The sequence below is a fragment of the Phenylobacterium sp. genome (assembly GCF_013822795.1).
Taxonomy (GTDB): domain Bacteria; phylum Pseudomonadota; class Alphaproteobacteria; order Caulobacterales; family Caulobacteraceae; genus Phenylobacterium.
Genome location: NZ_PNLB01000002.1, coordinates 1 through 24,618, shown reverse-complemented (window position 1 = coordinate 24,618; position 24,618 = coordinate 1). Strand labels below are relative to the sequence as shown.

General features: G+C 68.0%; 13 protein-coding genes and 1 pseudogene. 8 read left to right on the top strand and 6 right to left on the bottom strand.

Annotation, left to right across the window (positions count from 1 at the left end; translation table 11 throughout):
* Nucleotides 1-20: 20 nt before the first annotated feature.
* Entirely contained in the window at nt 21-1,613 is a 1,593-nt protein-coding gene (locus C0481_RS01755; protein ID WP_293400063.1) for an isocitrate lyase, read from the bottom strand.
* A 156-nt stretch (nt 1,614-1,769) separates the two neighbouring features.
* On the opposite strand from C0481_RS01755, the gene C0481_RS01750 reads away from it, so the two are divergent.
* Nucleotides 1,770-3,185 carry a helix-turn-helix transcriptional regulator gene (locus C0481_RS01750; protein ID WP_293400061.1) on the top strand — a complete coding sequence of 472 codons (1,416 nt, stop codon included), beginning with the start codon at nt 1,770-1,772 and terminating at the stop codon, nt 3,183-3,185.
* A 151-nt stretch (nt 3,186-3,336) separates the two neighbouring features.
* Nucleotides 3,337-5,490 (top strand): malate synthase G, encoded by a 2,154-nt coding sequence (locus C0481_RS01745; RefSeq protein ID WP_293400059.1) that lies wholly within the window; start codon nt 3,337-3,339, stop codon nt 5,488-5,490.
* 37 nt (nt 5,491-5,527) lie between these two features.
* On the opposite strand, the gene C0481_RS01740 is transcribed toward C0481_RS01745, so the two are convergent.
* From C0481_RS01740 to C0481_RS01730, 3 genes are read right to left on the bottom strand one after another with little or no spacing between them, the layout of a single operon-like run.
* A complete protein-coding gene (locus tag C0481_RS01740; RefSeq protein WP_293400057.1) occupies nt 5,528-5,830 on the bottom strand; it encodes a DUF3325 family protein in 303 nt (100 codons plus the stop codon).
* A gap of 4 nt (nt 5,831-5,834) precedes the next feature.
* Nucleotides 5,835-7,376, bottom strand: a complete 1,542-nt coding sequence (locus tag C0481_RS01735; RefSeq protein WP_293400055.1) for a PepSY-associated TM helix domain-containing protein — start codon at nt 7,374-7,376, stop codon at nt 5,835-5,837.
* On the bottom strand, nt 7,373-7,681 hold the full coding sequence (locus tag C0481_RS01730; protein ID WP_293400053.1) for a hypothetical protein: 309 nt from the start codon (nt 7,679-7,681) through the stop codon (nt 7,373-7,375). Before C0481_RS01730 ends, C0481_RS01735 begins: the two co-directional genes overlap by 4 nt.
* 346 nt (nt 7,682-8,027) lie before the next feature.
* Between C0481_RS01730 and ppk2 the strand changes: the two genes are divergently transcribed.
* On the top strand, nt 8,028-8,861 hold the full coding sequence (ppk2, locus tag C0481_RS01725) for a polyphosphate kinase 2 (protein WP_293400051.1): 834 nt from the start codon (nt 8,028-8,030) through the stop codon (nt 8,859-8,861).
* Nucleotides 8,862-8,878: 17 nt separating this feature from the next.
* The gene (locus C0481_RS01720; RefSeq protein ID WP_293400049.1) at nt 8,879-9,307 is read left to right on the top strand and encodes a hypothetical protein; all 429 of its coding nucleotides are present in this window, start codon (nt 8,879-8,881) and stop codon (nt 9,305-9,307) included.
* Between the two features lie 13 nt (nt 9,308-9,320).
* Here C0481_RS01720 and C0481_RS01715 read toward each other — a convergent pair whose 3' ends face one another.
* Nucleotides 9,321-11,003 carry a SulP family inorganic anion transporter gene (locus C0481_RS01715; protein WP_293400047.1) on the bottom strand — a complete coding sequence of 561 codons (1,683 nt, stop codon included), beginning with the start codon at nt 11,001-11,003 and terminating at the stop codon, nt 9,321-9,323.
* A gap of 178 nt (nt 11,004-11,181) precedes the next feature.
* On the opposite strand from C0481_RS01715, the gene C0481_RS01710 reads away from it, so the two are divergent.
* From C0481_RS01710 to C0481_RS01695, 4 genes and pseudogenes are all read left to right on the top strand, one after another.
* Entirely contained in the window at nt 11,182-11,733 is a 552-nt protein-coding gene (locus C0481_RS01710; RefSeq protein WP_293400045.1) for a CYTH domain-containing protein, read from the top strand.
* 136 nt (nt 11,734-11,869) lie between these two features.
* Nucleotides 11,870-11,980, top strand: a pseudogene (locus C0481_RS21840) (hypothetical protein); the annotation flags it as partial.
* 66 nt (nt 11,981-12,046) lie between these two features.
* The gene (locus C0481_RS01700) at nt 12,047-13,294 is read left to right on the top strand and encodes a sulfotransferase (protein ID WP_293400042.1); all 1,248 of its coding nucleotides are present in this window, start codon (nt 12,047-12,049) and stop codon (nt 13,292-13,294) included.
* 307 nt (nt 13,295-13,601) lie between these two features.
* On the top strand, nt 13,602-23,981 hold the full coding sequence (locus tag C0481_RS01695) for an autotransporter-associated beta strand repeat-containing protein (RefSeq protein ID WP_293400041.1): 10,380 nt from the start codon (nt 13,602-13,604) through the stop codon (nt 23,979-23,981).
* Between the two features lie 86 nt (nt 23,982-24,067).
* Here the strand turns inward: C0481_RS01695 and C0481_RS01690 are convergent, their stop codons facing one another.
* Entirely contained in the window at nt 24,068-24,544 is a 477-nt protein-coding gene (locus tag C0481_RS01690) for a DUF4826 family protein (protein WP_293400039.1), read from the bottom strand.
* Nucleotides 24,545-24,618: the final 74 nt, after the last annotated feature.

Below are 24,618 nucleotides of genomic sequence, written 5' to 3'. Positions count from 1 at the left end.
TGTCGGTCGATGAGGTTCGCTTAGGCGAACTGGTTCATCGTGTTGTGGACGCCGCCGGCCTTCAGCGCGGCTTCGCCGGCGAAGTATTCCTTGTGGTCGTCGCCCAGGTCCGAGCCGGACATGTTCTGGTGCTTCACGCAGGCGATCCCTTCGCGGATCTCCTTGCGCTGGACGCCCTTCACGTAGCCCAGCATGCCTTGCGAACCGAAGTATTCCTTGGCCAGGTTGTCGGTCGACAGGGCCGCGGTGTGGTAGGTCGGCAGGGTGATCAGGTGGTGGAAGATGCCCGCGCGCTTGGCGCCGTCCGCCTGGAAGGTGCGGATGCGTTCGTCGGCTTCGGCCGCCAGTTCGGTGGCGTCGTAGTCCACGCTCATCAGGCCGGCGCGGTCATAGGACGAGACGTCCTTACCGGCGGTCTTCCACGCGTCGTACACTTGCTGACGGAAGTTCAGGGTCCAGTTGAACGACGGGCTGTTGTTGTAGACCAGCTTGGCGTTCGGGATGACTTCGCGGACGCGGTCCATCATGCCGGCGATCTGCTCGACGTGCGGCTTTTCGGTTTCGATCCACAGCAGGTCGGCGCCGTTCTGCAGCGAGGTGATCGAGTCCAGGACGCAGCGGTCTTCGCCGGTGCCTTCGCGGAACTGGAACAGGTTCGACGGCAGACGCTTCGGACGCAGCAGCTTGCCTTCGCGGTTGATGATGACGTCGCCGTTCTTCAGGTCGGCGGCGGCGATCTCTTCGCAGTCCAGGAAGCTGTTGTACTGGTCGCCCAGGTCGCCCGGGGTGTGGCTGACGGCGATCTGCTTGGTCAGGCCGGCGCCCAGCGAGTCGGTGCGGGTCACGATGATGCCGTCGTCGACGCCCAGCTCGAGGAAGGCGTAGCGGCAGGCGCGGACCTTGGCGAGGAAGTCTTCGTGCGGCACGGTGACCTTACCGTCTTGGTGGCCGCACTGCTTTTCGTCCGAGACCTGGTTTTCGATCTGCAGGGCGCAGGCGCCCGCTTCGATCATCTTCTTGGCCAGCAGATAGGTGGCTTCGGCGTTACCGAAACCGGCGTCGATGTCGGCGATCACCGGAACGACGTGGGTCTGGTAGTTGTCGACCGCGTCGATCAGTTCCTGCTCGCGCTTCTTGTCGCCGGCGGCGCGCGCGGCGTCGAGGTCGCGGAACATCATGCCCATTTCACGGGCGTCGGCCTGGCGCAGGAAGGTGTACAGCTCTTCGATCAGGGCCGGCACGGAGGTCTTCTCGTGCATCGACTGGTCCGGCAGCGGGCCGAATTCCGAGCGCAGGGCGGCGACCATCCAGCCCGACAGGTAGAGGTAGCGGCGGTCGGTGTTGCCGAAGTGCTTCTTGATCGAGATCAGCTTCTGCTGGCCGATGAAGCCGTGCCAGCAGCCCAGCGACTGGGTGTACTTACCGGCGTCCAGGTCATAGGCCGCCATGTCCCGGCGCATGATCGCGGCGTTGTACTTGGCGATCTCCAGGCCGGTCTTGAAGCGGTTCTGCAGACGCATGCGGGCCACGGATTCGGCGTTGATGCCGTCCCAGGTGCCGTTCTTGCTTTTGATGAGCTGGCTCATCTCGATGATGTGGTCTTGGTAGGACATGTGCCTCTTCCGCTCAGCCCGGGGAACTCGACCCGGTGTTGGCCGGTCACCTAAGGCGCGGCTGCGGCGCTGTGGAGTCGCTGCGAGGTGCGGATGTAAGACTTTACGGACGATCTCTGTAATGCTGTAATGTCTCGACAGTCTCTGGAGTAAGAAATGGCCGCCGAACGCCGCCTCTATGTCGGGCCGAGCCTGCGCCGCCTGCGCCGGGACCATGGCCTGACCCAGGCGGACATGGCTGCGGACCTGGAGGTCTCGCCCTCGTACATCGCGCTGCTGGAGCGCAATCACCGCCCGCTCAGCGCCGAGATGCTGCTGCGGCTGTCGCAGACCTACAAGATGGACATGGCCGCCCTGGCCGGCGACGGCGGGTCGGATGACGCGGCGCGGCTGCAGGCGGTGCTGAAGGACCCGATGTTCGGCGACATCGACCTGCCGACGCTGGAGAGCACCGACGTCACCACTAACTTCCCGGGCATCACCGAGGCGCTGCTGCGGCTCTACACCGCCTACAAGGAAGAGCAGTTGGCCCTGGCCGACCGCGGGGCCGAGGGTCCGGCGGGAGACGCCGCCCAGGGGCCGGACGCGGCCGATCCGGTGGCGGAGTCGCGGCGGTTCCTGGCCGCGCGGCGCAACTCGTTTCCGGTCCTCGACGATGCAGCCGAGCGTCTGGCCCAGCAGGTCGCCGCCCATGACAGCATCGCGGCCTATCTGAAGGCGCGGCACAATCTGCGGGTTCGGCGCATCCCATCCAGCTTCATGGTCGGCTCGATCCGGCGGCTCGACTGGCACCGCAAGGAACTGCTGCTCGACGACTCGCTCGACACCGCCAGTCAGGTGTTCCAGCTGGCGCTGCAACTGGCCTATCTGGAGATGCGCGAGGACGTCGATGCGGTCGCCGCCGAGGGGACCTTCGCCAGCGAAAGCGGCGAGCGCCTGACCCGCCGGGCGTTGGCAAGTTATGCGGCCGCCGCGATCCTGATGCCCTATTCAGCCTTCGCCAAGGCCGTGGAGGCGCGCCGCTACGACGTGGAGGCGCTGGCCCGCCAGTTCGGGGCCAGCTTCGAGCAGACCGCGCACCGGCTGACCACCCTGCAGAAGCCCGGCCACGAGCGGGTGCCGTTCTTCTTCATCCGCGTCGATCCGGCCGGCAACGTCTCCAAGCGCCTGGACGGCGCCGGCTTTCCGTTTGCGCGCCACGGCGGCGGCTGTCCACTGTGGTCGGTGCACCAGGCGTTCAAGACCCCGCGCGAGATCGTCACCCAGTGGCTGGAGCTGCCGGACGGCGAGCGGTTCTTCTCGATCGCCCGCACAGTCACCGCCGGCGGCGGAGCGTTCGGCACGCCGCGGGTTGAGCGGGCGATCGCGCTGGGCTGTTCGGCCGAGCACGCGCACCGGCTGATCTACACCCAGGACCGTCCGGGCCCGGAGAGCGCCACGCCGATCGGCGTCACCTGCCGGCTCTGCCATCGCACCGAGTGCACCGCACGCTCGGCCCCGCCGATCGGCCGCCAGATCCTGGCCGACGATATCCGCCGCACGAGCGCGCCGTTCGGCTTTTCCGACGCTTGAGGCAAATTCTGCCCCTGGCGCGCCAAAGCGTCGCCCCTGGCGAACAAAACGCTTCAAACCGGCGCGCTTCCGTGCAGTAAAGCGCCGGAACGGTCCGGCTCGCTGCACTGCGGCGAAGCCGAAGGACGCTTTAGTTGGGGACACGGGTCGCATGAACATCAGCAAATCCCTCACGGTCGACGACACGCTGCACGCTTTCGTGGAAGGCGAGCTGCTGCCGGGGACGGGCGTAGCGTCCGACGCCTTCTGGGCCGCGCTGGAAAAGGTGCTGGCCGACTTCACCCCCCGCAACGCAGCCCTGCTGCAGCGCCGCGACGAGTTGCAGGCGCAGATCGACAGCTGGTGGCGCGAGCGCCGCGGCAAGCCGCTGGACGTGGCCGAGGAAACCGCCTTCCTGCGCGAGATCGGCTACCTGCTGCCCGAGCCGGCCGCCTTCGAGATCAGCACCAAGAACGTCGATCCGGAGATCGCCTCGGTCGCCGGCCCGCAGCTGGTGGTGCCGGTGTCCAACGGCCGCTTCGCGCTCAACGCCGCCAACGCGCGGTGGGGCAGCCTCTATGACGCGCTCTACGGCACCGATGCGCTCGAACCGCCGACCGGCGGCAAGGGCTATGATCCGGTGCGCGGGGCCAAGGTGGTGGCGTTCGCCCGGGGCTTCCTGGACCGCGCCGCGCCGCTGGCTTCCGGCTCGCATGCCGACGCCACAGCCTATGTGGTTTCGGGTCAGAGCCTGGTCGTGCGCCTGAAGGACGGCCAAGAGGTCGCGCTGGCCACCCCGGCTCAGTTCGTGGGCTATCGCGGCGACGCCGCCGGGCCGGCCGGTGTTCTGCTGGCCCACAACAGCCTGCATCTCGAGATCCTCATCGACCGCTCGCACAACATCGGCAAGGACGACCCCGCGGGCGTCGCCGACGTGCTGGTCGAGGCGGCGCTGACCGCGATCCAGGACTGCGAGGACTCGGTCGCCGCCGTCGACGCCGAGGACAAGACCAACGTCTACCGCAACTGGCTGGGCCTGATGCGCGGCGACCTGACCTCGACCTTCTCCAAGGGCGGCCAGACCGAGACCCGCCGCCTGGACGAAGATCGCGCCTACACCGCGGCCGCCGGCGGCGCGCTGACCCTGCGCGGGCGCAGTCTGATGCTGGTGCGCAATGTCGGCCACCACATGCTGACCGACGCGGTGACCTTCGATGGCCAGCCGGTGTTCGAAACCGCGGTTGATGCCCTGGTGACGGTCGCCGCCGCCCTGCATGACCTGAAGGGCGCGCGCCGCAACAGCACGGCCGGTTCGGTTTATGTCGTGAAGCCGAAGATGCACGGCCCGGACGAGGTCGCCCTGGCCGTGCGTCTGTTCGACCTGGTCGAGGACGCGCTCGGCCTGGAACGCAACACCGTGAAGCTGGGCGTCATGGACGAGGAGCGCCGCACGAGCGCCAACCTGGCCGCCTGCATCCACGCCGCGCGTGAGCGCATCGTGTTCATCAACACCGGCTTCCTCGACCGTACGGGCGACGAGATCCACACGGCGATGGAAGCGGGCCCGGTGGTTCGCAAGGACGCCATCAAGGCCGAGCCGTGGCTGCCGGCCTACGAAAAGCGCAACGTCGAAATCGGCCTGGCCACGGGCTTCCCCGGCCGCGCCCAGATCGGCAAGGGCATGTGGGCCGCGCCCGACATGATGAAGGACATGCTGGCCGCCAAGGTCGGCCATCCGAAGGCCGGGGCGAACACCGCCTGGGTGCCGTCGCCGACCGCCGCCGTGCTGCACGCGCTGCACTACCACGAGGTCGACGTGCCGGCGCTGCAGGCCTCGATGCTCAAGTCGGGGACCAAGACCGGGACCGACGAACTGCTGACCCCGCCGCTGGCCAAGTCGAACTGGAACGCCGCGGACGTCCAGCAGGAGCTGGACAACAACGCCCAGGGCATCCTCGGCTACGTGGTGCGCTGGATCGACCAGGGCGTCGGCTGCTCCAAGGTGCCGGACATCCATGACGTCGGGCTGATGGAAGACCGCGCCACCCTGCGGATCTCCAGCCAGCACATGGCGAACTGGTTGCACCACGGCGTCTGCACCGAAGAGCAGGTGCGCGAGACTTTCGGCCGGATGGCCAAGGTGGTCGACGCCCAGAACGCCGGCGACGCGGCTTATCAGGCGATGGCGACCGACCCGGCCGCCAGCATCGCCTATCAGGCCGCGCTGGAGTTGGTGTTCGAGGGCCGCGTGCAGCCGAACGGCTACACCGAGCACGTGCTGACCCGCCGCCGCCGCGAGCGTAAGGCGCAGCTGGCCGGCGCCTGACGCCGGCAGGACCGCGCCGCGTGCGGTGCGGTCCGCCTTAGGAGGCGCGGGGCGCGAGCAGCCGGGCCAGCAGAGCCGGGCGGACGGTCAGGGTCGTCACCACGACCCCGGCCGCCAGGCCCGCGCCCAGCACGCCGGCGACGATGCCGACGCCGCCGCCGATTATTCCGAGCAGAAACGCCAGCACGAACAGCGCCTTGCTGGCGAGCCGCAGCCGCGCCCGGCGCGCGGCTGGACAGGCGTAGCCGGTCACCTGGCGATGATGGCGGTCCATGGACAGCGCCGCGCAGATGAAGGCCGCGAAGGCGAGGGGGGCGCTGGCGAGGCCGAGCAGTTCCATGCCGCTACTCCGCCGCCGCCGTGCGCGCCGCCCGACGCGGAGTCGGCGCGGCGACGCGGCCTGCCCGGCGGGCCATGAACAGGAAGCCGCCGCCCAGCGCGACCAGCGTCAGGTCGAGGGCGACCATGGCCCAGTCGCCGGCTGCGGCGCTGGCGGCCAGGTTGCGTCCGCCGGTCGCCGCCGAGAGCAGCGGGATCGCGGCGAAGGCGAAGGCGGCGAGCCAGGCGGCCTCGGTCCAGGCGCGCTTTTGCGGGCGCAGGGCGCTGTAGACGATGGTCGCAGCGATCGTGGCCAGGAAGATTCGGCCCTCGACCGCGGGCCGCTCGGCCAGGTCCGCCGGCAGCAGCCGGTCGGCCCAGAAGAAACCGGCGATCGCCAGCGGCAGGCCCATGACCGCGCCGACGTTCATCACCTCGACCAGGCGGAAGCCGAAGTAGGGCTTGGCAGGATCGGGCAGCTTGCGGCGGCGCGAGACCGTCCAGAGCACCAGGCCCGAGGCGATCAGCCCGCAGCCTGACAGCCCGGCGAAGAAGTAGAGCCAGCGCAGGGCCGGACCCGCGAATTCGGCCATGTGCAGGCCGTAGAGCAGGTCGTTGGTCGCCATGGCCGGACCCGGCGGCGGCGAGGCCGTCAGCAGCTTGCCCGTGACCCCGTCGAAGACGGCGGCGACCGCAGGACGGCTCAGCCGTCCCTCGTTGTCGCGATGCAGGGTGACGCGGGCCGAGGCGTCGCCGGGATTGTTGACGGTGAGACGCAGAACCTGGCCGCCCAACTGGCGCTCGGCGGTGGAGATCATCGGGCCGAGCGGGGCCATGACGGCGGGCTTGCCGGCGCGCTCGGGCATGCCGCGGGTTTCGGGCGCGCTGTCGGCGTAGAACGCCGCCAGGTCCTTGCCATAGCCGCCGACCATGCCGAACGGCATGAAGGTCGTGGCCAGGGTGATGATCCCGGTCAGGGCGATGAACAGGTGGAACGGCAGGGCCAGGACGCCGAGCACGTTGTGGCCGTCCAGCCAGGCGCGCTGGCCGCCCTTCTCAGGGCGGAAGGTGAAGAAGTCCGAGAAGATCCGCTTGTGGGTGATGACCCCGCTGACCACGGCGCTGGCGAAGAACGCCGCGGCCAGGCAGGCGGCCAGTCGCCCGTACGGGTAGGGGGCCATCAGTTCGAAGTGGAAGCGGTAGAACATCTCGCCGCCGCCGGTCGGCGGGTCGGCGACCGGCGCGCCGGTGGCCGGATCGAGTTCGGCCTGGCCGTAGGTCCCGTCGAGGTTGGACCAGTAGGCCTGCATGTCGCGTTCCTGGCGGCTCGGCGCCTGGACGCCGAACAGCGTCGCCTGCGGGGCGGCGGTCAGCAGATGGTCGTAGGCGCGTTGCAGGCCGGCGGCGGGATCGGGGTTGGCGCTCAGCGAGGGCCGGGCCCAGGCCTCGATCTCGTGCCTGAACACCGTCGCCGTCCCGGTCGCGAAGATAGCGAACACCAGCCAGCCGGAGATCAGGCCGGTCCAGGTGTGCAGCCAGCTCATCGATGCGCGCAGGCCGCCGTTCACGCCGGAGCTCCCGCAAGCCGAGCCGCCGCCCAGAGCAGGGCGGCGCAGGCGGCCATGACCAGGGTAGGCTTCCATGCACTGCGCGCGGCGAAGACGAACACCGGCAGCACGGGCATGGCGATGATGGCGACGAGCGTGCCGGTCACCGCCGCCTCGACGCGGCTCATGCCGGCGAGCGGCAGCAGTCGGGCCAGGGCCGTGGCGGCCAGCGCGCAAAGGACATAGTTGGCCCCCACCGCCAAGATGGCGCGCCAGGCGACCGCGAACCGGTAGGCCGCGCCCGCTTTCGCGGAAGCAGCGGCCATCAGAACCTGCGCGTCACGGCGAGGTTGATCGAGGCTAGGTGGGCGACGTGACGCAAGGGCTCTGTCCAGCTCAGCTGCGAATGGGAATGCGAGTCGTTCGCATCGGCTTCGCGCCCTCATACGCCTGGGACGGTGTCGGCTCAAGCGATCGTCGTTACGCCGCCGATGCGACGGAACGCAGCAAGGCGGCGTTCTCCAATCGCGCCATGCTCAGCGATCGCCGCCGAGGGCTTTCGACCAATCAGGCGCCTTTGACGAGCATGCTGGGTGAATCACCGATGGCCTGAAGGCTTGTTCGGGGAGACTACGTCTGAGCGGCCCGTTCGGGGTCAGCGGGGCGCAGATCATGTCCGACGAAATCGCGACGATCCAGGACCTCGAGGCGCCAGCTTCTCGTGAAGGGAAGCTGAAGGAGAAAGAGTACCGTCGCGAGCTTCAAAAGCTTCAGGTGGAGCTCTGCATTCTTCAGGATTGGGTGAAGAGCACCGGTCAGCGCATCATCATTGTGTTTGAAGGGCGCGACGCCGCCGGAAAAGGCGGTCTGATCCGGGCCCTCACGGAGCGGGTGAGCCCCCGGGTATTCCAGGTTGTCGCGCTCTCGGCGCCCTCGGATCGGGAGAAGAGCCAGCTCTACATTCAGCGCTATCTGAAGTGGTTCCCCGCGGGCGGGGAGGTCATCATCTTCGACCGCAGCTGGTACAATCGTGCAGGGGTCGAGCGGGTCATGGGCTTTGCCACGGCCAAGGAAACCAAGCGGTTTCTGCAGCTGGTTCCGAAGGTCGAAGAGCTCGCTATCCAGGATGGGATAATCCTCATCAAGTACTGGCTCGAGGTGGGTAACGCTGAGCAGAAGCGCCGTTTCGAGGCCAGGATTGGCGACCCTCTGCGCCAATGGAAGCTGTCCCCGATCGATCTTCCGTCGCGGGAGCGATGGTACGAGTACTCGCGGGCTCGCGACGACATGCTCGATGCGACGGATACCGCGCTCTCGCCCTGGCACATTGTCAGATCCGACGACAAGCGGCGCGCGCGGCTCAACTGCATCGCCGACCTGCTTTCGCGCATTCCTTATGAAAAGGTCGATCGGCCGAAGGTGAAGCTGCCGGAACGATCGGAAAAGCATGCCTACGCCGACAAGGCGTCGATGAAGCACCGCCGTTGGATCACTGAAAAATACTGACCCGTGGGAGATGGCTCATGGCCCAACTTCTGAGCCCGAACGAGCTCAAGCAGATTATGGCGGATGCGGAGAGGGCCGAGGTCGAAGAGGCGCTGGCGAGAAAGCGCCGGGACGCCGAGCAGATCGACGACCTGAAGCGAGCCTTCCAGAACCGCCAGGTCGCACCGGAGGCGATGGATCGCATCAATCTCGCGGTCCGCGTCGCCGCCGAGCAGGGAAAACGCGAGGTGCTCGTGGCGAAGTTCCCGGCGAGTTTCTGCAACGACAAGGGGCGGAGCATCAATAGCTTCGAGCCGGACTGGCCCAAGTCCCTGGAGGGATATGGCAAGACAGCCTACGAGTACTTCCAGCGGGAGCTAGAGCCCTTGGGCTACTCGCTGCGCGCCGAGATCACGAGCTATCCCGAAGGGATGCTGGGCGACGTGGGAATGTACCTGCGCTGGTGATTGCGTGTCAGGTCTAGGCGGGCGGCGCGCCACGACGCGCGGCGAAGGCTGCGACGGCGTCTTCAAGGTCATCGAAGATCATGTCGGCTCCGATCGCCGCCGCAACGCCTGAGCGGGTCAGCGTGTCGCGTGGCTCATAGTGGAGCTCCACGATGGAAAATCTCAGGCCGTGTTCTTCGGCCAGAGCCCGGATGTCGTCCAACATGACCACCGCGGTGCTGTCGATCTGGGCGGTCGCGGCGGCGTCGAAAATCAGCCACTCGGTCTCCGGGTCCGAGTTCGCGATGATTTCTTTGAGCCGGCCCTGCACGTAATCGACGTTGAAGAACAGCAAGCTGCCCTGCAGCAGATAGATGGCGAGGCCGGGAATAGGCCGCGCATTCTTGTCGCGATGCAGCTTGTAGAAGCCCTCGCGTCCCGGGATGCGTCCGAGCAAGGCGTCGCGCGGCTTCAGGCCTTTCATGATGATGTAGAGCAAGGTCGCGCTGATCGCGACGATGACGCCGTTGAGAACGCCAAGCACGATCACGCCGGTGATGCTGATCATCGCAAAGCCGAACTCGATAGGGCTGATCCGCCACAGCTCGCGCAGGGTCCTCAGGTCGATGAGGCTGACCGCGGCGGAAGCCAGGACGGCTCCAAGCGCGGGCGTGGGGAGGAGCGACAGTGCGTCGGACAGGAAGAGGACTGAAATCGCCAGGGCGGCCGCCGAGACGAGGCCGGCGACTTGGGTCTTGCCGCCCATCATGTCGTTGACGGCGGTGCGAGAGTCCGAGGCGGTTACCGCAAAACCCCCAAAGAAGCCGGAGGCGACGTTGGCCGCTCCGAACCCCACGAGCTCGCGGTTGGCGTCCACCGGATACTTGTTCTTTGCGCCGAAGCTGCGCGCCGTCACGATCCCTGCGCCGAAGCTCACGATGAGCACGGCGATCGCGCCGAGGACGAGGTCGATGATCGACACTCCGTGCGGGATGGGCAGCATCGGCATGGGCAGCTGGGAGGGGATTTCGCCGACGACGCGGATCCCCAGGCCGCGAAAGTCAAAAGCGGCCGACAGGGCTGTCGCCAGCGCTACGGCGACAAGCGGGCCCGGGATGGCTGGCAGCCAGGCGCCCAGCAGGCGGAGCAGGATGAACAGCCCTGCGCCCAGGGCCAGCGAGGGCCAGTGAATCTGGTCGATCTTGGTGGCGAATTCCAGAAGCGGTCGCAGGACGCCGTCACTGTCGATCTTCACGCTCGTGAAGCGTCCAATCTGTCCGACCAGGATCGACAGGGATATGCCGGCCATGAAGCCGGTCAGGATCGGCCGCGACAGGAAGTTGGCGATGAAGCCAAGCCGCAGGACGCTCGCCACGAAGCACAGCACGCCGACAAGCACCGCGATCGCCGCCGCCACGATGATGCGCTCGTCCGTCGCTGAAACGCCAAGGGACAAGAACACAGCCGCAAGCATCATGACGGTCCCGGCGTCGGGGCCCACGATGAGCTGCCGGGAGGAACCGAACAACGCGTAGCCGAGGACGGCGAGTATGCTCGAATAGAGTCCGACTTCTGGCGGCAAGCCCGCCAGCGCCGGATAGGCGATCGCACTGGGCAGCCCAACCGCGGCGATGGCGAGCCCCGACATGAGATCGTAACGGAGCCATTCGATGCGATAGCCGCGCAGGCTGGATATTAGGGGCAAGCTCAACTTCATGATGGCAGCGCTAGGCCCCGCTGCGGGGGCTAAGTATCGGGTCCGGACCTTAGGTCTCGACCTTAACCACCCGAGCCGCCGTCGGTGACCCTTCCGCGAACCGGACGGCGCGTCCTGACAGATGACCTAGGTTTCTTCCTTAGCAGACGGCGCCGATGACGAAGCATATGATCTTCCAATGGAAAATGGTCGGGCCTCGGTCGAGATCGAACGGAAGTTTCTCGTCGCCAACGAAACGTGGCGGGCCGCTGCCGGACCCCCGATCCGTTATCGACAAGGCTACCTTTCGAAGACTGCTCTAGGCACAGTGCGCGTCCGGGTGTCCGACGGCGGCGCCTATGTGACGATCAAGGGCCGACGGCGCGGACTGACCCGCCACGAACTCAGCTATGCGGTGCCGCTCGGCGAGGCGGAGGAGCTTCTTGCCCTCTGCGGCAGTTGGACGCTGGAGAAGGAGCGCCACCTGGTCGAGCACCAGGGATCGATCTGGGAAGTCGACGTCTATCTGGGAGCGGCCGCTGGGCTTGTCGTCGCCGAGATCGAGCTGGAACGGGAAGACCAGTTGTTCGCGATCCCGCCTTGGCTGGGCCCCGAGGTCAGCTTGGATCGGAGATATCGCAACTCGTCCATCGCGCTGCAGGCCGAGCCATATGTGACGGGCGAAAGCAGTCGAACCGTCACCCTGCAGGCCGAAGCGTGCGTTGCCTCGGAGCGGACAGTCGCGCTCTAAGCGCCGTGCAGAGCACGATCGCGATTCCAAGGGCTTTGGCGCACATGTCGCCGCCTCTTGCCGCGGCCGGGTGAGGCTTGGTACTCGCTCCGACCAATGGATAGCTTGAATTCTCCGTCGTCGCTCAACGCTCCTGATGTTTGAGGCGGCAGGCGAGGCTGAAGAACGGTTGCGGCGCGCCATCGAGCTGGCCCCGGGCGATGTTCAGGCGCACGCAAATCTCGCCTCGTTGCTCACCCGTCTTGGACGCGCCGCCGAAGCGTTGAACGTTCTTGACGAGGCGCTCGTTCGACATCCCTCGGCGGCGTGGCCATTGTCCCTGAAGGCGGCGGTCCTCGAGGGCGACGGCCGCAGCCATGAGGCGCTCGACGCCCACCAGGCTCTGGTCGCGCGCGCGCCGGGAGCCGCGCTTCCCTGGACCAACTACGGCCGTGCGCTCGCCGCCGCCGGGGATCTTCCGGGCGCCATCGAAGCCTATCGCAAATCGCTCGCGCTCGATCCGCGCCAGGGCCTGGCCTGGTGGGGCCTGGCCAACCTCCGGACAGTCAGCCTCGGGCCCGAAGACGTGACCTCGATGGAGCAGGCGCTTGCCGGCGTCACCGAAGGGCTCAACCGCACGCAACTGCACTACGCCCTGGGAAAGGCGCTTGGAGATCAGGAGCGGTTCGGCGACTCGTTCTTGCACTACGAGGCGGGAAACAAGCTGCGCGGCGGCTTCACCGCCTATAGCGCAAGCTCCCTCAGCCAGGCCGTCCATGAGACGGAGACGGTCTTCACGCTGGCCTTCCTCAAGACGCGGCAGGGGCTGGGGGCCGATGCATCCGACCCGATTTTCATCGTCGGCATGCCGCGGTCGGGCTCGACCTTGGTCGAACAGATCCTCGCCAGCCACCCGCTGGTCGAGGGCCTGGGGGAGTTGGCCGATCTTGGCGAAGTCGCCAACGAAGCGGGCGGGCCCGATGAACTCGACTCCGCCGGGGCGAAGGCGCTGGGGGAGCGCTATCTGGCCGCGGCCGCTCGCCGCCGGCGGACGGCGCGCCCATTCTTCACCGACAAGATGCCGGCGAACTGGCGACATGTCGGTCTCATCCAACTCATCCTGCCGAACGCGAAGGTCATCGACGTGCGGCGCGAACCGATGGCCTGCTGCGTCTCAAGCTTCACGACCTACTTCAACCGCCAGACAAGCTTCCCGGCCACGCTGGCCGATCTCGGCCGGTATTACCGCGACTATGTTCGCGCGATGGATCACTTCGACGGCGTGTCGCCGGGGCGGGTGCACCATGTGCAGTACGAGCGGCTGGTCGACGACCTTGAGGGCGAAACGCGACGCCTCCTGGCGCACCTGGACCTGCCCTTTGCGGCCGAGTGCCTGCGCTTCCATGAAAATCCCCGCGCCGTTCAGACGCCGAGCGCTCAACAGGTGCGCCGGCCGATCAATCGCGAAGGGCTGGAGCGCTGGCGCGGCTACGAGCCGTGGCTGGGCCCGCTGCGGAGCGGCCTGCAGGCGTTGTCGCCCGAATCGGGCGTCCCCCGATCGCGTGTGCGCGCCGCGGACTGAATTTGTGTACGCGTTCGGTTTGCAAATTGCAGTTGTTTACAATCTGGCTGCTCCGCCAGGTGTCGCCACGTGATCCTCCGAATATTGTTCAGTTTTATTGGCTCTGGATCACGCCGTTGCGGCTAGCTGGGGTCGATGCGCCGTTTCAGGCGAGTAAAGTTCACTTTCCCCGTTAGTTGTTCGTACACCCTCGCGCTACAGGTTCACCCGCGACATACAACCTTAGATTAGCGTAACGGCGGTTCGCCGTTGGCGAGCTTGCGCCCATCGCGGGCCGTCGATGGCGCACGCGCGTGTGGGGGCGTTCATGACCAGTGGTGCGGCGACGGCAGCTCAGGACCCCCGCGCCCGGCGCGGCCATCGCCATCTCCTGTGCGGGGTCTCGATCAGCGTGCTGGCCCTGGCGAGCCTTCCGGCGGCGGCGCAGGACGCCACCCGCTACTGGGACGCCAACGGCGCCCTTCCAGGCAGTGGCGGCAGTGGAACCTGGAATACGGCCAACCAGCTCTGGACCGAGAGCAACAGCGACGTCCTCGGGCCATACAAGGTCTGGAGCAACGCGGGCCTCGATAACGCCGTCTTCGGCATCACGGCGGCCGGAACCACGACCACGGCCGGCACGATCACGGTGACCCAGCCGGTCACCGTGCATCACATGAGGTTCCAGAGCGTCAACGGCTGGACCCTCGACGGCGGTACGATCACGCTTGGCGGCGTCGCGCCGATGATCATCACCAACGCCACGACGACGATCAATTCGACCCTGGCCGGGACGGCCGGTCTGATCAAATCGGGCGGGGGCGCGCTGTCGCTGACGGGGGCCAACACGTTCAGCGGGGGCGTCATTCTGGAGGGCGGGACGCTTACGGTCAGCAACGACGCGGCGCTCGGTGCGGCGAGCAATGCGATCAACGTGACCGCGAACTCCAGCTTGACGATCGGCGGCGCGCCCACCAGCCGCACCATCAACATCGCTTCCGGGACGACCGTGGTCGTGACCGGCGCAGGCGCCGGCGGCGCCCTCTACACCGGCGGCGGCAGCCTGAACTCGCGCACAGGTGTGCGCTACACCAACGACTTCAGCACCTACACCGGCTCGACGATCTTCCGCGGCGAGAACGGCTGCGTCTGCCAGACCTTCTTCTCGTCGGTGCGCAATCTTGGCGAGGCGAGTTCACTGGGCGCCCCCACCGACGCCACGGCCGGCACGATCATCTTCAATCAGCAGAGCCAGTACGCCGACAACATCGTCTACACCGGCGACGGCGACACCACGAACCGCAACTGGGACTTCAACGGCAACGGCGCCTGGCTCAACAACGAGGGCACAGGCGCTCTGATCCTGACCGGGAACATGGACATCTCGGTCGGCGGCGGCATCCGCGCGATCGGTGGCGACGTCGATCTCAGCGGGGTTCTCAGCGGCGGCCTCTTCAACTTTTCGGCCGGCGCCGGTCGCAAGGTCACGGTGTCGGGCGTCGCCAACACCTTCACGGGCGCCGCCGGGATCGGCGGCCTTGTCGAGGTCGCAAGCCTGGCCAACGCGGGCGCGAACAGTTCCCTTGGGGCGGGATCGTCGATCGCCTTGAACGTCGGGACGCTCAGCTACACTGGGGTCGCCGCAGCCAGCGACCGCACCTGGACCGTCAGCGGCGCCAACCTGCTGCGCAACGACGGCTCCGGCGCGTTGGCGCTCAGCGGCGGCCTTTCGTTCGCGGTCGGCGGGGCGGCCGACACCTTGACGTTCGGCGGCTCGTTCAGCGGCGAGAACACGTTCTCGGGCGCCATCACCGGCGCCGGCAATCTGGTCAGCGACGGCGCTGGAACCTGGGTGCTGGGCGGCGCGAACACCTATGCGGGGACGACCACCGTGACGTCCGGCACGCTGCGCGCCGGACATGCATCGGCGTTCGGGGCGACGACCAATGTTCGCGTCAACGGCGGGGTCCTCGACCTCAACGGCTTCAGCCTGAGCACCTCGGAGCTTCACGGAACCGGCGGTTCGGTCGCGCTTGGGACCAACCCCCTGACCACCCTGACCATTGATGGGGCTGCGGCCAGCGACTACGCCGGCGCCATCACCGGTGCGGGCGGGCTGACAAAGCTCGGCACGAGCACGCTGACCCTCACGGGTGCCAACACCTATACCGGCGCCACAAGCATTGGCGGCGGCACGCTGACCCTGAACTTCGCCGGGGTCGGCGCGCCCGTGAACAACATCATCGCCGGCGGCTCGGCGCTCAACATGAGCGGCGGAAAGCTCCAGGTGACAGGGGCCGCCGGGGTCACCAACGACCAGACCTTTGCGAGCACGACGGTCAGCGCCGGCGCAAACACCATCTCCGCGGCGTCGGGCGCTGGCGGCGCCGCGAACCTTCACCTGGGCGCGATCTCTCGCACCAGCGGGTTGGTCAACTTCGTCCTGCCGACCAGCGGCAGCATCACGACCGCGAGCGCCAGCCTGGGCGGGTGGGCCACGGTCAACGGCACGGACTACGCCAAGGTCGTCGGCGGCAAGATCCTTCCGTTCGCCGAGGCCGACTACACCGACAAGGACGATGTCGCGACCTGGCTGGCGGACGAATTCATCTCCGACAGCGACGGCGACGGCGTGGGCTTCTCCGGCACGCTGGCCGGCAGCATGCAACTTGGCGGCTTGCAGTTCACCGAGGCTGCGGTCTCCACGGTCACCGTGGCCGCGGGCCAGACCCTAGGCGTCGATGGCGCGATCATCGTCGCGCCGTCGGTCGGGACCAACAGTCAAACGATCGGCGGCGGCAATCTGCGGGGCGCAGCGGGCGGCGTGCTCGGCGTGCAGCACAACGGCGGCGGCCTCTTCACCATCGGATCAACCATCGTCGACAACGGCGGCGTCACCGGCCTCACCAAGGGCGGTGCTGGGCGCCTCCTGCTGACCGGGGCCAACACCTATACCGGCGCCACGACGCTCAGCGCGGGACGGCTGGAGATCACAAATCTCGCCAACGGCGGCGCGGCCAGCAGCATCGGCCAATCATCCGCCGCTTCGGCCAATCTTGTTCTCCAAGGGGGCACGCTGGCCTGGACCGGGGCGGCGGACGCCGTGACGAACCGGGGGTTCACCCTGGTGAACGGGGGCGCCGGCGATCCAATGATCGAGGTCGGCGCCGGGCGCACCATCGAATTCTCCGGGCTTGCGACGAGCTCCGACGACGCCGGCCTGACCAAGACCGGAGCGGGAACCCTCGTCCTTTCCAACGCCGCAAACGATTATGTCGGCGTCACCAGGATCACTGGGATCGGCGGCGGCGGCGCGCTGCAGGTCAACACCCTGGCGAACGGCGGCCAGGTTAGCGGCATCGGCAAGTCGTCGGCCGCCTCTGCCAACCTCGTGTTGGAGAGCGGCGGGCAGCTCATCTACACGGGCGGCACGGCCAGCACCAATCGCGGTTTCACCATGGAGAATGGCGGAAGGATCGGCGTGTCGCAGGCCGCGACGATCCTGACCATCGGGGGGGCGGCGGTCGGGAACGGCAACCTGCACAAGGATGGCGACGGCACGCTCGTGCTGGCGGGCGCCAACACCTATTCGGGACCGACCCTCGTCAATGCAGGCGTCCTGCGCGCGGGTTCGACGCAGGCGTTTGGCGGCCCCAACCTCATGACGCTCGCCAATGCGGCGGGCGTTCGGCTCGAGCTTGCCGGTTTCAACAACAAGGTGGGCGGCCTGTCGGGCGGCGGCGCTGCCGGCGGGAACGTGAGCCTGGGTGCGGCGACACTTACCATCGGCGGTACGAACGCCACCTTCAACGGTACGATCGACGGGGTCGGCGGCCTGCGCAAGGACAACACCAGCACTCAGACGCTGGCGAACTGCGCCAGCACCTTTACTGGGGCCACGACCCTTCTGGCCGGAACCCTGTCCGTCGCCTGTCTCGCCAACGGCGGGCTAGCGAGCAGCATCGGCGCCTCTGGGGCCGCGTCGGCGAACCTCGCGTTCAACGGCGGCACGCTTCTCTACACCGGCGGAACCGTCACCATCGACCGTGGGATTCTCCTGCAGGGGAACGGCGCCGTCAGCATCGACAACGCCGGCACGGCGCTGGAGATCAGCGGAACGATCACCGGCGCGGGCAATTTTGCGAAGACCGGCGCTGGGACCTTGGTGTTGTCGGGCGCCAATGACTATTCGGGCGGCACGAACGTCTATGGCGGAACGCTCCGCGTGCTTTCTCCCACCGCCCTTGGGACCGGCGGCCTGCGCATGGGGCTGGCCGGAACGCGGCTGGACCTGTCAGCGGTCGCTGGTTCGGCGGTCTCGGTCGGCTGGATCGACGACAGCGGCGTCGGCGTCAACGCGGCGAGCGCGGGTGACATCGACCTCGGCGCCACCACGCTTACGATCACCCCCGGAGCGGGCGCGGCCGGCCTTGGCGGGGCGGCGAACTATGCCGGCGTCATCAGCGGGACCGGCGGGATCGTCAAGGCTGGCGGGAGCGTCCAGCAGTTCTCCGGCTGCAACAACGCCTACACAGGCGCGACGACGATCAGCGGCGGCGTACTGGCCGTCGACTGCCTGGTCGATGGGACCGCCGCCAGCAGCATCGGCGCCTCGACCGCCGACGCGGCCAGCCTGATCCTGAACGGCGGCACGCTGCGCTATGTCGGAACGGGCCATACGACGAACCGCCTGTTCACGCTTGGCGCTTCGGCGACCAGCGCCATCGACGCGTCGGGAACCGGCGCGATCGTCTTCTCCAACACGGCCCCGATCGCCTTCAGCACCCCGAACACTGCGCAGTCGGTGACCCTGACCGGCGCGAGCACGGCGGACAACAAGCTGGGGCTGCAGATCACCGACAACGGGACGGGCAAGACCGGGCTCTCCAAGACCGGGCTCGGCGTCTGGATCCTCACCAATCCGGGCAGCACCTATACCGGCGTCACCTCGATCACCGGCGGCGTGCTGGGCGTCGACAAGCTCACCGACGGCGGGGTGGCCAGCAGCCTTGGCCAGTCCTCCAATCTTGCGGCGAACCTGGTGATCGGCAGCGGCGCAACGCTGCGCTACACCGGCGCCGGCGACACGACTGACCGCCGCTTCACGCTGGGGGTCGGAACGACCGCCATTGAGTCCACGGGCTCCGGCGCGGTGGTGTTCAACAACACGGCCGGCGTTTCCTACAGCGGAAACGGCTTGCGGGTGGTCTCGCTGGGCGGGTCGAACGCCGACGACAACATCATGGGCGCGGCCATCGGCAACCAGACCGTCGCCAATGTCAGCGCACTGGCCAAGAACGGCGCAGGCAAGTGGATCCTGACCGGGAACAACACCTACACCGGCGTCACCAACATCAATGCGGGGACGCTGGTCCTCGGCGCCGGCGGCACGACCGGCTCGATCGCCAGTCAGACGGTCAACAACTTCGGCGTCCTGGGCTTCGATCGTGCTGACGCCCTGACCTATGGCGGCGTCATCTCGCAAGCCGGCTCGGTCGAACAGCTCGGCGCGGGCAAGACGACCCTCACCGGAACGAACATCTATACGGGCGGCACGACAATCCGCGCGGGCACGCTGGAGCTGGGCTCGGGCGGCGCCACGGGCTCCATCTTGGGCGACGTCACGAACGACGGCCTCTTCATCTTCAATCGAAGCAACACTTACGCCTTCACTGGGCGAGTGTCGGGCGCCGGCGGCCTGCGGCAGGCGGGTTCGGGCGAGACGGTGCTCTCCGCCGCCAACAGCTATCTGGGCGCGACGGACGTCCTGGCCGGGACGCTGCGGATCAATGGCGACCAATCGGCGGCCACAGGTCTGACCACGGTCCACGGCGGCGCGACCCTTGGCGGTTTGGGTACGATCGGCGGCGACGTCGTGGTGCAGAACGGCGGCGCGATCTCGCCCGGCGCCAGTCCGGGCACGCTGACCATCAACGGCGACCTGATTTTGAACGCGAGCTCCGCACTGAACATGGAGTTCGGCCAGGCGAACGTGGTCGGCGGGGCGCTCAACGACCTGATCGTCGTGAACGGCGACCTCACCCTCGACGGCGTGATCAACGTCACCGTGCCGACCGGCGGCGCCTTCACCGCCGGCGTCTATCGGGTGATCGACTACACTGGCGGGTTCACCGACAACACGCTCAGCGTCGGCTCCATGCCGGGCGGCGCCAGCGCCATCGTCCAGACTTCAGTCCTCGGCCAGGTGAACCTGGTCAACAACGCAGGCCAGACCCTCTACTTCTGGGATGGCCCGACCGGCGGCAAGAACGACGGCATCGTCACCGGCGGCGCCGGAACTTGGCGCTTGGGCGGCGGCGCCAACGACTGGGCCAACTCCGCGGGCTCGGTGAACAGCGACTTTGCGCCCGACGCCTTCGCCGTCTTCCAAGGAACGGCCGGGACTGTGACGGTCGACGCCGCCGGCGGTGCGGTCGGGGTCTCCGGCCTCCAGTTCGCCGTCGACGGCTATGTCGTGAGCGGCGGCGGCTTGACGCTGGCCGCGGGCCAGACGCCGATCCGGGTCGGCGACCTCACGCCGGCGGCCGCGGGTATGACCGCGACGATCAACTCCGTCCTCTCGGGCGCAGGCCAACTGGTCAAGGTCGACGCCGGGACCCTGGTTCTCACCGGAACCAACACCTACACCGGCGGCACGCTGGTCAACCAAGGCGTGCTGCAGGTTTCGCAGGAATCCAGCCTCGGCGCGGGCGGACTCACGCTGGACGGCGGGACACTGCGGACCTCCGTCGGCCTGGCGCGGGCAGTGACGCTGGGGGCGGCTGGGGGCACGATCACCCCCAGCGTCACCTCGACCTTCTCGGGCCCCATCACGGGCGTCGGCAGGCTCACCAAGGGCGGGACGGGCATCCTTCGCCTGACCGGGACCCATACCTATTCCGGCGGCACGACGATCTCGGGCGGGGCGCTGGCCCTCGGCGACGGGGCCATTGCGGGTTCGATCACGGGCGACGTCCTCAACAACGCGCAGCTGATCTTCAATAATCCCGGGGCGCAGACGTTTGACGGCCTCATCTCCGGCAGCGGCCAAGTGCGCAAGTCCGGCGGAGGCACGGAGACCCTCACCGGCGCCAACACCTATGCCGGCGCCACGACGGTGTCGGTGGGGACGCTGCTGATCAATGGCGACCAGTCAATGGCGACCGGCCTGACAACGGTGTCGGCCGGGACGCTGGGCGGATCGGGAACCATCGGCGGGGACGTCACCGCCGCAGCAGGAGCTGCGCTCGCTCCGGGCGGCGCGGTCGGCGCGCCGGGCACGCTGACCATCAAGGGCGATCTCTCCCTCGCGGGCGCTACGACCAGCCTGAATTATGAATTTGGCCAGGCCAATCTGCCGGGCGGAACGTTCAACGACCTGATCAAGATTGGCGGCGACGCCTCGCTCGGCGGAGCGACGATCAACGTGGCGTCCAGCGCGCCGAGCTTCGGCCCGGGCCTCTATCGGGTGATCGACTATACAGGGACCCGGACCGGCTCCCTGACCTTGGGCTCACAGCCGGCGGGCGCGAGCTTCCTGGTCCAGACCTCGGTCGACAAGCAGGTGAACCTCGTCAACACCGCGGGCCTGACGCTCAATATCTGGGACGGCGGCGCCGGCGGGCGCAACGACGGCGACATCGCCGGCGGGGCCGGAACCTGGCAAGGCGGGAGCGGCAACGACAACTGGACGCTGGCCGACGGCTCGGTCAACGCGCCGTTCGCAAACAGCTCCTTCGCCGTCTTCACGAAGACCGGGGGCGTCGTGACGGTCGACGGCAGTTCCGGTGGTCCGATCAACGTGTCGGGCATGCAGTTCGCAGCGACCGGATACGAGCTGACAGGCGACCAGATCAATCTGACCGCGCCGGAGTCGAATATCTGGGTCGGGGACGGTACGTCCAACAGCGAGACCATCGCCGCCGTCATCGACGCCAACCTCGGCGGCGCAGGCGGGTTGGTCAAAACTGATGCCGGTACGCTCCGCCTCCTTGGCGCCAACGCGTATGCCGGCGAAACCAAGGTCAACGGCGGGACGCTGGAGATCGGCGGCGACCAGTCCGGTGCGACTGGCGCGACCTTCGTCAACAGCGGCGGCGTGCTGAAGGGCGCCGGGATCATCGGCGGCGACGTGACGGTGGGCGCCGGCGGGACGCTGGCGCCGGGCGCTGCGATCGGGCGGCTGACCATCAACGGCGACCTGATCCTGACCGCCGACGCCACCCTGGCCATGGAGCTGGGGCAGGCGGGCACGCCGGGCGGGGCGCTGAACGACCTGATCGTGGTCGGCGGCGATCTCACCCTGGATGGCGCCTTGAACGTCACCCAGAGCGTTGGTGGAGCGTTCGGGCCCGGCGTCTACCGGCTGATCGACTACACGGGCGCGCTCACCGACAACACGCTGAACATCGGCTCGCTGCCTTCGGACTACGGGACCATTCAGACCTCGATTGCTCGGCAGGTGAACCTGGTGGTGACGGCGACCCCGCCAGGTGGCGTTGGACCGGGACCTGGCGGTCCGGGCGGCCCCGGGTCAGTCGACCCCGGCGGCCCGACGACGCCGACCTCGCCCTTCAATTTCTGGGACGGCGACCAGGGCGTGGCGGGCGACAAGGTCGTGAGCGGCGGCGACGGGACCTGGCGCGCGTCCCCGGCGAACTGGACGACCTCGACCGGACAGGCCAACGGCGCCTTCACCCCGGCCAGCTTCGCGATCTTTGCGGCGCAGGCGGGCACAGTCACCGTCGACGCGGCCGAAGGCGCGATCCGCGTCAGCGGCATGCAGTTCGCCGCGGACGGCTACGCGTTGGTCGGCGACGCCATCTCGCTGGAATCTGGCGAAGCTGTCGTGCGCGTCGGCGACGGGACGACCCTCGGAGGCGCCTTCTCAGCGACGATCGACTCCAAGCTCACCGGCGCTGGCCGACTGCTCAAGACCGACGCCGGAACGCTGATCCTGACCGGCGCCAGCGACTATGCCGGCGGCACGCGCATTAGCGGCGGGACCCTGCAGCTTGGCGACGGCGGCAAGGGCGGTTCGATACGCGGCGACGTCCAGAACGACGGCCGCCTGGCCTTCAACCGCTCTGACGATCTGGCTTTCGCCGGGAGCATCAGCGGCGGCGGCGTGATCGCCCAGATCGGCTCGGGCGTGACCACTTTGAGCGGCGACAGCTCGGCGTTCGGCGGCCGCTCGGAGGTTCGCTATGGGACGCTGGCGGTCGATGGCAAGCTCGGCGGCGCGGTCGAGGTGTTCGACGGGGCTCGCCTGACCGGGCACGGGCAGGTCGGGTCTCTGCTCAACCAGGCCGGCGGGATCGTCGCGCCAGGCGGCTTCGGCGTCCTCACCGTGGCGGGCGACTACGAGGGCCGCGGCGGGACCTTGAAGATCGACGCTGTACTCGGCGGCGACGACTCTCCGACCGATCGTCTGCTGGTCCGCGGGGCGGCGTCCGGCACGACCCTCGTGGAGGTCGCCAATCGCGGCGGCCTCGGCGCGCAGACTTCGAACGGCATTCTGGTCGTCAACGTCGAGGGCGCCTCGGACGGGGTCTTCACCCTCGCCAAGGGCGACTTCCGCCTGGGCGGCGAGAACGCGCTGGTCGCGGGAGCCTATGCCTATGTCCTGCGCCAGGACGCCCAGGGCGGCGACTGGAAGCTGCGCTCGAGCGTCAACGAGGTGGGCGGTCCGCCGCGACCGGCCGATCCCGATCACCCGGTCGGCGAGCCGGGCGCGCCGGTCGAGGGTGAGCCCCAGATCACGCTCTATCAGCCGGGCGCGCCGGTCTATGAAGCCTACGCCCACACCCTTCAGACGTTGAACGGCCTGGCGACCATGCGTCAGCGGGTCGGCGCGCGGCAGTGGTCCGACGAAGCAGGCTCCGGTGTCTGGGGCCGGATGGAGGGCGGGCGAGTAAAGCTCGTTCCCGCGGTCTCCACGACCAACGTGGAGCTCGAGACCGACCGCTGGAAGGTGCAGTTCGGGATCGATCAGGCGCTGGCCGACGACGTGGCCGGCGGCCGCCTGACCGGGGGCCTCACCGTCCACTATGGCGAGGCGAGCACCTCGGTCGGGTCGCCCTTCGGCGGCGGCTCTCTGGACGCCAAGGCCCTTGGCCTGGGCGCGACCTTGACCTGGACCAACGTGCTGGGCGCCTATGTCGACGCCCAGGCCCAGGCTAGCTGGTTCGAAACCGACCTGCGTTCGAGCATCCTCGGCGATCGCGCCGAAAACGCCGAGGGGCTGGGCTATGCGATCTCGCTCGAGGCCGGCAAGACCATGTCCGCGGCCGGCGCCTTCAGCTTTACGCCGCAGGTTCAGCTCACCTACGCCCGGGTGGATTTCGACAGCTTCGTCGATCCGCTGGGGGCGAGGGTGGCCGCTGACGAGGGCGACAGCCTGACAGCGCGCCTCGGTCTGGCGCTCGACCGCGACTGGACGGTCGCGAGCTCCGGCGGAGAAGGCCGGATTTACGGCCTCGTCAACCTCACCCATGAGTTCCTCGACGGCTCGCAGGTGGGTGTCTCGGGAACACCGCTCGTCAACCGAGCCGAGCGTACCTGGGGCGGCCTGGCCGTCGGCGCGAGCTATGGCTGGGGCGCAGGCCGCTATGCCGTCTATGGCGAAGCCGCCGTTGACGCCCCGCTCTCGGGCTTCGGCGACAGCTACGCCGTCTCGGGCACGACTGGTTTCCGCATGCTGTTTTAGGCGTGGGGCGGCTGCTCGGCCGCCCCTACGCGAATTTTCAAGGGTGTCTGCCGGCCCGGACGGACTGACCTCAACGGGTCTCCGCCTCAGGCGTGGGCGCGAGGCTCCGCGAGAGGGATCAACTCTTGCCGAATGAAGGCGATACGGCTGAGCAGCATCTCGGCGTGTTCGGCCGTCGGCGCCACCTCGATCGGGTAGCTGTCCGACAGGTCGCGCCCCGCCAGAACATTGTCGGCCCAGTCCTGTGCGATCGCGCAATAGAGGCGAAGCGCCAAGGCCGGCGTGGGGGTGTCGTCGGTCTCGAAATGCATCGGCGGCAGGTCGCCGACGACCACCCAACGTTCCGCATCTTCGGGTTTCTTGCCGGGTGCGAAGCGCGCCAGGAAGAGACCGATCATCGGCGCCACGCCGAACGCAAACACCAGCTCGACGATCGGCGGCGTCCAGCTGTCGGGCTCCATGAAGGCGTTCGCGTCCGCCGCCAGCGCTTGGAGCTGCTCGACCTCTTCGGCGCTCTCGTAGTCGAGATCGAGGCCGAAGGGGAAATCGGATGTGTCGATCATGAGGTCCATGCCTGAGCCTAGCTCAGCAACTCATGCCGCAAAAGAACAAAAGGGGATCGCGGTCTCTTCGCCAT